At 48.5% G+C, this 2,049-nt stretch carries 2 protein-coding genes; one reads left to right on the top strand and one right to left on the bottom strand.

What is annotated here, in order from left to right; genetic code table 11:
• Positions 1-239: 239 nt before the first annotated feature.
• Positions 240-404 carry a hypothetical protein gene (locus Q0238_RS05520; protein WP_297943739.1) on the top strand — a complete coding sequence of 55 codons (165 nt, stop codon included), beginning with the start codon at positions 240-242 and terminating at the stop codon, positions 402-404.
• Positions 405-444: 40 nt separating this feature from the next.
• Here Q0238_RS05520 and Q0238_RS05515 read toward each other — a convergent pair whose 3' ends face one another.
• Positions 445-1,551 (bottom strand): PQQ-binding-like beta-propeller repeat protein, encoded by a 1,107-nt coding sequence (locus tag Q0238_RS05515; RefSeq protein ID WP_297943737.1) that lies wholly within the window; start codon positions 1,549-1,551, stop codon positions 445-447.
• Positions 1,552-2,049: the final 498 nt, after the last annotated feature.

Genomic DNA, 2,049 nt, shown 5'->3' with positions numbered 1-2,049 from the left:
AGCGGCGGATCAGCCCGTCAAAATTTCAAAAGCAGTTTGTGATATTTCAATGAAACGGGCGTTGCGGTCAATATCATCGCCGAAGTTTGCCCGCGCACGCCGCAAAGTTCGATGGAATTTCGCGGCAGCTCGCACCACTTCGCGCCTTGAAATTTGCCGCAGCCGCTTTAAATTTTAAGGCACGGGGTTTGGATTTCAGTTCGAAACGACGCGCCGGGCGAATAAATTTTACTTAGCAAGTGAGCTACGACGTGCTTTATACCAAAGAATTTGCGGTTTTTGGCATTTGCCGAATGGGCGAGAGATGGGATACGGCTCGCAAGGGTACTGCGGCTAGCGGACATGAGCCTCAAATAGGTAAATTTCATAACCAAAGCGTTCGGCGGCTCAAGCCTTCCGTTTAATTTAATCCACAATTACAAGCCGAATTTTAATCTGTCCAATTTAAATATCCGCGCAGACGGCGTACATCGCGACTCCGTCGTTTGCCACGGCGTAGAGGCGACCACCGCTTACGAGCATGATCTGATCCGAGCCGAATTGAAACTCGCCAAATTCTATCTCCCTTACGATCGAGCCGTCGTCCGCGCTAATCAAAACCGGCTTGCCGCGGCGATCTGCGAGTAAAATTTTATCCTCAAACCACGCGAAATGCTCGGTTCCGCCGGTGTCAAGCTTAAAAATCACCTCGCCGCTTGCCGCATCCACGGCGTATAGGTGCCCGCCCTTGCCCGCGGTGCCGAAATACAGCGTCTCGCGACCATGCCGCTTGTCTTGCACGTCAAAATGCGACGTCGCTGCGCCGCGCAGGCAAACGGGCGTATATAGATACGCGCCTAGCTTCAGCCGCCAAAGCGTTTTACCTTTTGCGGACACTTTTTTGCGGGTTTGCTTGCCGTCGTTTGAAATTTTATCTTTCGCTTCGCTGGTTTCATCGCGCGGATCGCTTTTGCGCGCCTTACAAACAGCCGCTGTGCCGTCATTTTCGGAGGAATTTTTCAAATTTTCGCCCGCCGCGCCGCTGAAATTTACTGCGCCGCCCAAATCGGCAGCCGCGCCGTTTAAATTTGACCCGCCTTGCGAGGCTCTGCACTCCATCATAAAGGGCGAACTCATCCGCACGCAAAAGCCCTCAAACTCGTAGGTTCGCGCATCGTTGTAAATCTGCTTCACGGGCGCAGGAGCGTCGCCAAGCTCGCTCATTTCGCCGTCTTGTATTTTGATGAGCTTTGCGGGCGAATCGACGAAGCCCTCGTAGTATCTCGTATTTAGCACGAAGTGGCCGTCCTGCGGGTAGCAAAGCGCGGAGGCGGCAGAGAAAATTTCGCGCTGTTCGTAGGTGAGCACTGATCTTTTATGTTCGCTAAAATCGCGCGAAAACGTATCTAGCAGCACGTAGCCGGGCGTTAGCTTCGAGAGGGTGTTTTGTTTGCTGGGGGCTGCGAAAGAAAAATGGATGAAAGCAATCCGATCGCCCATCTCATAAATACCCGTCACGCCGTGTCCGCGAAACTCCACGCCCTGCATCGCAAGAGGATATGATCTTAGCATTTCGGCTCCTTGAAATTTGAAGCGATTATAGCTTAAATTTGGGCGCGAATTTAAAATTTTGTATGCACGCTAAAATTTTACGGCACGCGGCATGGAATTTCAAATTTTGCGGAGCTTCCAAAATTTTACGCCTGGCACAATGAATGCTACGTCTTAAAAACTCATAACTAAATTTCGTTGCTAGGTTTTTCATTCACTTTTATACCAGACGAATGCCCAAAGTTTAATGCCATTATATTATCTCATAACCATTATGTACTACTTTGATTCGGACTGATCAACAGGCCACTATCGAAATCCTAGCTTTTTCGCTACGTATCTTTCTAGCATTCGTTTACGAATATGCTACTCTAGCTGCCTATTTACGCCCCATATCGTGAAGTAGATTTTAAACGCAAAGAGCATTAAATGAAAATTAGTATAAATAAAATGTGAAATTTTTAAAGTTAAAAGGGAATTTTGGATTAGATTAAAATGGCCGGGAGATAGGGATTCGAA

Source organism: uncultured Campylobacter sp., from assembly GCF_938045775.1.
In the GTDB taxonomy this organism is placed as follows: domain Bacteria; phylum Campylobacterota; class Campylobacteria; order Campylobacterales; family Campylobacteraceae; genus Campylobacter_B.
This window is presented reverse-complemented; position numbering and strand designations above follow the sequence as displayed.